The 9,667-nt window shown below is 68.9% G+C and carries 7 protein-coding genes; all 7 read left to right on the top strand.

Annotated elements, in window-relative coordinates; translation table 11 throughout:
• The coding region (locus tag VMN58_00995; protein ID HUF31766.1) for a DNA-directed RNA polymerase subunit beta' at positions 1-3,847 on the top strand (3,847 nt) is incomplete at its 5' end.
• Between the two features lie 109 nt (positions 3,848-3,956).
• Positions 3,957-4,838 (top strand): EamA family transporter, encoded by an 882-nt coding sequence (locus VMN58_00990; protein HUF31765.1) that lies wholly within the window; start codon positions 3,957-3,959, stop codon positions 4,836-4,838.
• Between the two features lie 195 nt (positions 4,839-5,033).
• On the top strand, positions 5,034-5,405 hold the full coding sequence (gene rpsL / locus VMN58_00985) for a 30S ribosomal protein S12 (GenBank protein ID HUF31764.1): 372 nt from the start codon (positions 5,034-5,036) through the stop codon (positions 5,403-5,405).
• A gap of 4 nt (positions 5,406-5,409) precedes the next feature.
• Positions 5,410-5,880 (top strand): 30S ribosomal protein S7, encoded by a 471-nt coding sequence (gene rpsG / locus VMN58_00980; GenBank protein ID HUF31763.1) that lies wholly within the window; start codon positions 5,410-5,412, stop codon positions 5,878-5,880.
• Positions 5,881-5,999: 119 nt separating this feature from the next.
• Positions 6,000-8,093, top strand: coding sequence for an elongation factor G (gene fusA, locus VMN58_00975; GenBank protein ID HUF31762.1), 2,094 nt, complete (start codon positions 6,000-6,002; stop codon positions 8,091-8,093).
• Positions 8,094-8,148: 55 nt separating this feature from the next.
• The gene (tuf, locus tag VMN58_00970; protein HUF31761.1) at positions 8,149-9,336 is read left to right on the top strand and encodes an elongation factor Tu; all 1,188 of its coding nucleotides are present in this window, start codon (positions 8,149-8,151) and stop codon (positions 9,334-9,336) included.
• A complete protein-coding gene (rpsJ, locus tag VMN58_00965; protein ID HUF31760.1) occupies positions 9,336-9,650 on the top strand; it encodes a 30S ribosomal protein S10 in 315 nt (104 codons plus the stop codon). Before tuf ends, rpsJ begins: the two co-directional genes overlap by 1 nt.
• The last annotated feature ends 17 nt before the right edge of the window (positions 9,651-9,667 follow it).

The following is a 9,667-nucleotide window of genomic DNA, read 5'->3' as shown; positions in this document are numbered from 1 at the left end:
CATCAACTACCGCACGCTCAAGCCCGAGAAGGACGGCCTCTTCTGCGAGAAGATCTTCGGGCCGACCAAGGACTGGGAGTGCTACTGCGGCAAGTACAAGCGCGTCCGGTTCAAGGGCATCATCTGCGAGCGCTGCGGCGTGGAGGTCACCCGCTCCAAGGTCCGGCGTGAGCGCATGGGCCACGTCGAGCTGGCGGCTCCGGCGGTGCACATCTGGTACCTCCGCGGCACCCGGTCGTGGCTGGCGTACCTCCTGGCGGGCATCGCGCCCAAGGAGGAGCTGAAGGCCAAGCAGCTCGAGAAGGTCATCTACTTCGCCGCCAACCTGGTGGTCTGGGTCGACGAGGAGAAGCGCCACGACGAGCTGGCCAACCTCGAGGCCGAGCTGGCCGAGGAGCTGACCGAGATCGCCAAGCAGCGCGACCTCGAGATCGACCGGAAGTACAAGGTGCTCGAGGAGGAGATCGCCGAGCTCGAGGGCGAGGGCGCCAAGGACGCCGACCTCAAGGCCCGCCAGAAGCTGGCGGAGAAGGACATCGCCAACACCCGTGAGCGGGCCGATGCCGAGCTCGATCTGGTGCAGCGCGCCTTCGACGAGTTCAAGGACCTGCACGGCCGCAAGATCATCGAGGACGAGCTGCTGTGGCGCGAGCTGCGCGACCGCTACGGCGAGTTCTTCGAGGGCGGCATGGGCGCCGAGGTCATCGCTCGCCTCATCGAGCGCATCGACCTCGACGAGGAAGAGGTCAAGCTCCGCGGCGCCATCGACCCCGGCGAGGGCGAGAAGGGCCTGTCGGCCCAGCGCAAGCAGAAGGCCATCAAGCGACTGAAGATCGTCTCGGCGTTCAACCGCCGCGACGAGCACGGCCGTCGGGTCAACGACCCCCGCGCCATGATCCTCGACGTCGTGCCGGTGATCCCCCCCGACCTGCGCCCCATGGTGCAGCTCGACGGTGGCCGCTTCGCCACGTCGGACCTCAACGACCTGTACCGCCGGGTCATCAACCGGAACAACCGCCTGAAGCGCCTCCTCGACCTCGGTGCGCCCGAGATCATCGTGAACAACGAGAAGCGCATGCTGCAGGAGGCCGTCGACGCCCTGTTCGACAACGGCCGCCGTGGCCGGCCGGTCACCGGACCGGGCAACCGCCCGCTCAAGTCGCTCTCCGACATGCTCAAGGGCAAGCAGGGCCGGTTCCGCCAGAACCTGCTGGGCAAGCGCGTCGACTACTCGGGCCGCTCGGTCATCGTGGTCGGACCCACCCTCAAGCTCCACCAGTGCGGCCTGCCCAAGCTGATGGCGCTCGAGCTGTTCAAGCCCTTCGTCATGAAGCGCCTCGTCGACACCGAGCTGGCCCAGAACATCAAGTCGGCCAAGCGCATGGTCGAGCGTCGCCGACCGCAGGTGTGGGACGTGCTCGAGGAGGTCATCCGCGAGCACCCGGTGCTGTTGAACCGTGCACCGACGCTGCACCGCCTGGGCATCCAGGCCTTCGAGCCGGTGCTGGTCGAGGGCAAGGCCATCCAGATCCACCCGCTGGTCTGCACCGCCTTCAACGCCGACTTCGACGGCGACCAGATGGCCGTCCACCTGCCGCTGTCCACCGAGGCCCAGGCCGAGGCCCGAGTGCTGATGCTCTCGAGCAACAACATCCTCTCGCCCGCCAACGGCCGCCCGATCATCACGCCCGCCAAGGACATGGTCTTCGGCGCCTACTACCTCACGGTGTCCACCCCGGTGGCGCCCGAGGACCGGCGTCGCTTCCGTCAGGAGTTCGAGGTCCGCCAGGCCTACGAGCTGGGCCACATCACGCTCCACGAGGAGATCGAGCTCCGCACCGACGTCCTGCGCGACGAGGCCAACAGCAACGGCGTCTCGGCCTACTTCCCGACCACTGCCGGCCGGGTGTTCTTCAACCGGGCCATGCCCGACGGCTTCCCCTACGTCAACGACGTGGTGGGCAAGGGCCGTCACGACGTGGGCACCATCGTGGAGGACCTCTCCAACGGCTACCCCAAGGCTGTGGTGGCCGAGGCGGTCGACCAGATCAAGAACCTGGCGTTCCGCTACGCCACGCAGTCGGGCCTGACGTTCTCCATCGACGACATCTCCACGCCGCCCTCGAAGCAGGACATCCTCGACCGCTACGAGAAGAGTGCCGAGAAGGTCGAGACCCAGTTCAAGCGGGGCATCATCACCGACGGTGAGCGTCGCCAGAAGGAGGTCGAGATCTGGACCAACGCCACCGACGAGGTCCAGACCGCCATGCGCGAGGGCATGGAGTCCGACACCTTCAACCCCATCGAGATGATGGTGCGATCGGGTGCCCGAGGCAACGTGTTGCAGATCCGCCAGATCGCCGGCATGCGCGGCCTGGTGACCAACCCCCGAGGCGACTTCATCCCCCGCCCCATCAAGAGCAACTTCCGTGAGGGCCTGGCGATGCTCGAGTACTTCATCGCCACGCCGGGCGCCCGGAAGGGCCTCGTCGACACCGCGCTGCGAACGGCCGACTCGGGCTACCTGACCCGTCGACTCGTCGACGTGGCCCAGGAGCTGATCATCCGCGAGGACGACTGCGAGACCCGGCGCGGGATCTGGGTGGAGGATGTCGTGCCCGACGCCGCCGGCCGCCGCTCCTACCTCGAGACCAAGCTCGACGGTCGGGTGCTGGTCGACGACACCACGCTGTCCGACGGCACCGTCTTCGAGTCCGGGCACATGCTCAGCCCCGAGGACCTCATCGCCCTGCGCGACGACGAGGCCGTCACTCGGATCCGGGCCCGCTCGGTGCTCACCTGCGACGCCGAGCAGGGCGTCTGCGCGGCGTGCTACGGCCGCTCGCTCGCCACCGGCGGCCACATCGAGCTCGGCGAGGCGGTCGGTGTCATCGCCGCCCAGTCGATCGGTGAGCCCGGCACCCAGCTGACGATGCGGACCTTCCACACCGGTGGTGTCTCGTCGGGCACCGGCGACATCGCCGGCGGTCTGCCTCGCGTGGTCGAGCTGTTCGAGGCCCGGTCGCCCAAGGGCAAGGCCACCCTCGCCCGCACGTCCGGTGTCATCCGGATCGCCGAGGACGAGGGCCGCGGCCGCACCATCACGGTGGTCGGCGAAGACGGCGAGGAGGACAGCTACACCGTCCCGGCACCGAGCCGCCTCGAGGTGAAGGACGGCGACGAGGTCGCCGCCGGCGACTCGATCGTCGAGGGTCCCCGCGACCCCAAGGAGCTGCTGGAGATCAAGGGCGTGCGCGAGACGCAGATCTACCTGGTCGACCAGGTCCAGCGGGTCTACCGCGACCAGGGCGTGTCGATCCACGACAAGCACATCGAGCTGATCGTGCGGCAGATGACCCGCCGCGTGGCGGTGCAGGAGCCCGGCGACGCCGACTTCCTGCCCGGCGAGCGGGTCGACGCCAAGGTCTACGCCGAGACCAACCGCCTCCTGGTCCAGGAGGGAAAGGTGGCGGCCGAGGGCCGTCCCGAGCTCATGGGCATCACCAAGGCCTCGCTGGCCACCGAGTCGTGGCTGTCGGCCGCGTCGTTCCAGGAGACCACCCGGGTCCTCACCGAGGCGGCGATCGAGTCGAAGTCGGACTCGCTCGTCGGGCTCAAGGAGAACATCATCATCGGCAAGCTCATCCCCGCCGGGACGGGCATGGACCGCTACCGGCAGTTCACCGTCGACGCTCCCGACTACGAGCCCATGCAGTTCTGGACCTCGGAGGACGACGAGACCGACGGCGACCTGGCGGCGTGGCTCGCCACCCAGGGTCCCGAGGCCCCGGCCGCCGACGACAACGTCGTCGAGCTCAACCCTCAGGCAGAGGGCACCGGGGCCTAACCCCGTCACCACCGAACCCCCGACGGGGCGCCCTCCGGGGCGCCCCTCGTCGCGCGCCGGTCCCGATCCTGAGTCGGGTGGCGGCCCCGGGCCCTGGCAGGCTGCGGTCGTGACGGGACTGGCGATCGCGTGGGCGCTGCTGACGGCGCTGGCCTTCGGTGCGGCCGACTTCCTCGGAGGGCTGGCCTCCCGCCGCGTGCCCGTGCTCCCCGTGGTGCTGGTCTCGCAGATCGTGGCCGTGGTGCTGCTGGCGGTGAGCGTGGTGCTGGTGCCGGGGACCTGGACGGCAGCCGCGCTGGGCTGGGGGACCGCCGCCGGGGCCGCCGCCGGGCTGGCCTTCCTGGCCTACTACCGGGGCCTCGCGGTCGGCCGCATGGGCCTGGTCTCGACCATGGCGGCGGTGTGGTCGGCGGTGGTCCCGGTCGTCGTGGGTCTGACGCTCGGCGGGGAGCGGCCGGCGGGGGTCGCCGTGGCGGGCATCGGGGTGGCGATCGTGGCCATCACCCTCCTCTCCTCGGGGGAGGCGGCCCCGGGGCCGGCGCCGCCGGGGATCGGTGCGGGCGGGACCGTCCCCGCGCTCGGTCAGCCCGGGCTCGTCGAGGGGGTGCTCGCCGGGATCGGCTTCGGCGGGTTCTTCGTCTTCATCGAACGGACCGGTACGGCGAGTGCCACCTGGCCGCTCCTCGCCGCCGCCACTGCCACCACGGTGGTGGTCGGCGTGGTCGCGCTGGTGCGCGGCGCCGACCTCCGGCTGGTGCGAGGACACCTCCGACCGGTGGTGGCCGCGGGCGTGCTCCAGGTGGTGGGAGGCCTGGCGGTGGTGCTCGCCATGCGGGAGGGGCTCCTCTCGCTGGTGGCGGTGCTCGCCGCCCTGTCCCCGCTGCCCACGATGCTCCTGGCGCGAGTGGTGCTGGCCGAGCTGCTCACCGGCCGCCAGCTGGGCGGGATCTGCCTGGGCCTCCTCGGTGTGGTCCTCATCGCCGCCGCCTAGCATCGACCCCCGGGCCTACCCGCTCGGGGCGGCCCCGGCCCCGCCCTTCCGCGGTTTGCCGTGCGGGGGTGGCACCCGTAGCATGGCAAGTCGGCCTGGGGCGTGATGCTTGCGCCCGCGCCGGTGACGCACTCCGATGCGCCGCCGTGCGCCGAGCCAGCCACACCCCGTAGCAGCACCGAGTAGAGGACGCCTGTGCCCACCATCCAACAGCTGGTCCGCAAGGGCCGAGAGTCGAGGCCCGCCAAGGCCAAGACCGCCGCCCTGAAGGGCGCCCCCCAGCGCCGCGGGGTGTGCACCCGCGTCTACACCAACACCCCCAAGAAGCCGAACTCCGCCCTGCGCAAGGTCGCCCGTGTGCGCCTCACCAGCGGCATGGAGATCACCGCCTACATCCCCGGTGAGGGCCACAACCTCCAGGAGCACTCGATCGTGCTCGTGCGTGGCGGCCGGGTGAAGGACCTCCCCGGTGTCCGCTACAAGATCATCCGCGGGGCGCTCGACGCCGCCGGGGTGCGCGACCGCAAGCAGGCCCGTAGCCGCTACGGCGCCAAGAAGGAGGGCTAGGACCATGCCGCGCAAGGGCCCCGCCCCCCGCCGAGACCTCATGCCCGACCCGATCTACCGGTCGGTGCTGGTCACCCAGGTCGTCAACAAGGTCATGCAGCGCGGCAAGCGCTCCACGGCCGAGAAGATCGTCTACGACGCCCTCTCCTCCATCGAGGAGAAGACCGGCGCCGAGCCGATCGCCACCCTCAAGCGGGCCATCGAGAACATCAAGCCCGCCCTCGAGGTGCGCAGCCGTCGCGTCGGTGGCGCCACCTACCAGGTGCCGGTCGAGGTGCGCCCCCGCCGGGCCAACACGCTCTCGATCCGCTGGGTGGTGGGCTATGCCCGCCAGCGCCGCGAGAAGTCCATGGCCGAGCGCTTGGCCAACGAGCTGCTCGATGCCTCCAACGGCATCGGCGCCAGCATCAAGCGCAAGGACGACCTGCAGAAGATGGCGGAGTCGAACAAGGCCTTCGCCCACTACCGCTGGTAGCCGGGACCCCGCCTCGCATCCCCAACGACCGGGTCCCCCAGCCACGGGGCGCCCGGTCGTCGCATGATCCCCGCACCACCGATGACCACACGCGACCAAGAGGGCCACCAATGGCTGACATGAAGCGAGCGATCCCCCTGAGCCGGACCCGCAACATCGGGATCATGGCCCACATCGACGCCGGCAAGACCACCACCACCGAGCGGATCCTCTACTACACCGGCAAGAGCTACAAGCTCGGCGAGGTCCACGAGGGTGCCGCCATCATGGACTGGATGGTCCAGGAGCAGGAGCGGGGGATCACCATCACCTCCGCCGCCACCACGTGCGCCTGGAACGACCACACCATCAACATCATCGACACCCCCGGTCACGTCGACTTCACCGTGGAGGTGGAGCGCTCGTTGCGCGTGCTCGACGGCGCCGTCGCCGTCTTCGACGCCGTGTCCGGCGTCGAGCCGCAGTCGGAGACCGTCTGGCGCCAGGCCAACAAGTACGGCGTGCCCCGCATCTGCTTCATCAACAAGATGGACCGGATCGGTGCCGACTTCTTCGCCGCCGTCGACTCCATCATCGACCGCCTCCAGGCCAAGGTCGCCGTCGTCCAGATCCCCATCGGGTCGGAGGGCCACTTCACCGGCATGGTCGACCTCCTCGGGATGAAGGCCCTCGTGTGGCCTCACGACGAGGAGGGCGCCAAGGGCGAGGAGTGGGAGGTCACCGACATCCCCGACGAGCTCCGGGCCCAGGCCGATGAGTGGCGGGGCAAGCTCCTCGACGTCCTCTCCGAGTTCGATGAGAACATCATGGAGAAGTACGTCGGCGAAGAGGAGATCACCACCGATGACCTCCGCTCCGCTCTCCGCCGCGGCACCATCGCCAGCGAGTGCGTGCCCGTCCTCTGCGGCTCGGCGTTCAAGAACAAGGGCGTCCAGCCCATGCTCGACGCCGTCGTCGACTTCCTCCCCGCCCCGACCGACCTCGAGGCCATCAAGGGGATGGACCCGAAGGGTCTCGAGGAGCTGGAGCGTCCCGCCGACGACGACGCCCCCTTCGCCGCCCTCGCCTTCAAGGTCATGAGCGACCCCCACGTGGGCAAGCTGACGTACTTCCGGGTCTACTCGGGCACGCTCGAGACCGGCTCGTACCTCTACAACTCGACCAAGGACAACAAGGAGCGGGTGGGCCGCATCCTGCGGATGCACGCCAACGCCCGGGAGGACGTCGACGCCATCTTCTCCGGCGACATCGTCGCCGGCATCGGCCTCAAGCGCACCTCCACCGGCGACACGCTCTGCGACCCCGACAACCCGATCGTCCTCGAGGCCATCGACTTCCCCGAGCCGGTCATCCACGTGGCCGTGGAGCCCAAGACCAAGTCCGACCAGGACAAGCTGTCCAAGGCGCTCATGGCGCTGGCGGAGGAGGACCCCACCTTCCAGGTCCGCACCGACGACGAGACCGGCCAGACCGTGATCTCCGGCCAGGGCGAGCTGCACCTCGAGGTGCTGGTCGACCGCATGTTCCGCGAGTTCAAGGTCGACGCCACGGTGGGCAAGCCCCAGGTCGCCTACCGCGAGACGATCACCGCGCCGGCCGTGAAGGTCGTGTACCGCCACGTCAAGCAGACCGGTGGCTCGGGCCAGTTCGCCCACGTGGTGATCACCCTGGAGCCCACCGGTCCCGGCGGCGGCTACGAGTTCGTCGACCAGATCACCGGTGGTCGCATCCCGAAGGAGTTCATCCCCTCGGTCGACCAGGGCATCCAGCAGTCGCTGGCCGCCGGTGTGCTCGCCGGCTACCCGGTCGTCGACGTCCGGGCCATCCTCACCGACGGCTCCGCCCACGACGTCGACTCCTCGGAGATGGCGTTCAAGATCGCCGGCTCGATGGTGTTCAAGGAGGCGGCCCGCAAGGCGGCGCCCGCCCTCCTCGAGCCGATCATGGCCGTCGAGGTCGTCACGCCCGAGGACTACATGGGCGAGGTGTTCGGCGACCTCAACGCCCGCCGCGGCAAGGTCGAGGCGAGCGAGCAGCGCGGGAACTCCATGGTGATCAGGGCGCAGGTCCCCCTCTCCGACATGTTCGGATACGCTACCGACCTGCGTTCGCGCACGCAGGGCCGCGCTACGTACACCATGCAGTTCCACTCGTACCAGCAAGTGCCCAAGGCGATCGCAGAAGAGATCGTCGCCCGCGTCCGGGGCGAGTGACCCTCCCGGTCGCACGACCGATCCACCCTCTCAGAAAAGGAATGTAGGAGCCACCATGGCAAAGGCGAAGTTCGAGCGGAATAAGCCGCACCTCAACGTCGGGACGATGGGCCACATCGACCACGGCAAGACCACTCTCACCGCCGCCATCACCACGGTGCTGGCCGAGGCCAACCCCAACATCCAGGTGATGGCCTTCGACGAGATCGACAAGGCCCCCGAGGAGAAGCAGCGCGGCATCACGATCTCGATCTCCCATGTGGAGTACGAGACCGACAACCGCCACTACGCCCACGTCGACATGCCCGGTCACGCCGACTACATCAAGAACATGATCACCGGTGCGGCCCAGGTCGACGGCGCCATCCTCGTGGTCTCCGCCGCCGACGGTCCCATGCCCCAGACGCGCGAGCACGTGCTGCTCGCCCGCCAGGTCGGCGTGCCCTACATCGTCGTGGCCCTCAACACGGCCGACATGGTCGACGACGAGGAGCTGCTCGACCTCGTGGAGCTCGAGGTGCGCGAGCTCCTCAACGAGTACGAGTTCCCCGGTGACGACACCCCCATCGTGCGGGTCTCCGCCCTCAAGGCCCTCGAGGGCGACGACGCCTGGAAGGGCAACATCCTCGAGCTCATGGAGGCCGTCGACACCTACATCCCCGAGCCCGACCGCGACTTCGAAAAGCCGTTCCTCATGCCCATCGAGGACGTCTTCACCATCACCGGCCGCGGCACCGTGGTCACCGGCAAGGTGGAGCAGGGCATCCTCAACACCGGCGACGAGGTCGAGATCGTGGGCATCCGCCCCACGACCAAGACCATCTGCACCGGCGTCGAGATGTTCCGCAAGCTGCTCGACCAGGGCCAGGCTGGCGACAACATCGGCGCCCTGCTCCGCGGCACCAAGAAGGAGGACGTCGAGCGCGGCCAGGTGCTGTGCAAGCCCGGCTCGATCACGCCCCACACCGAGTTCGAGGGCCAGGTGTACATCCTGACCCAGGCCGAGGGTGGCCGGCACAAGCCGTTCTTCAACAACTACCGGCCGCAGTTCTACTTCCGGACCACCGACATCACCGGCCACATCTCCCTGCCCGAGGGCACCGAGATGATCATGCCGGGCGACAACACCACCATGAAGGTGGAGCTCATCAACCCCATCGCCATGGACGAGGGCCTGCGCTTCGCCATCCGCGAGGGCGGCCGCACCGTCGGTGCCGGCCGCGTCACGAAGATCCTCAAGTAATGGCCCAGAAGATCCGCATCCGGCTCAAGGCCTACGACCACGAGATCATCGACCAGTCGACGAAGAAGATCGTCGAGACGGTGGTCCGCACGCAGGCCACGGTCCGGGGTCCGGTGCCGCTGCCCACCGAGAAGCACCGCTACACGGTGATCCGCTCGCCCCACAAGGACAAGGACTCCCGCGAGCACTTCGAGATGCGGATCCACAAGCGCCTGCTCGACATCGTCGAGTCGACGCCGAAGACGGTCGACTCCCTCCAGCGCCTCGAGCTTCCGGCGGGCGTCGACATCGAGATCAAGATCCTCCAGGCCTAGGGGCTTCCGGGGCCCGT

Source organism: Acidimicrobiales bacterium (genome assembly GCA_035512495.1).
GTDB lineage: Bacteria > Actinomycetota > Acidimicrobiia > Acidimicrobiales > CADCSY01 > DATKDW01.
Note: the sequence above shows the minus strand (reverse complement) of the source record. Positions and strands in the feature narration are given on the sequence as shown.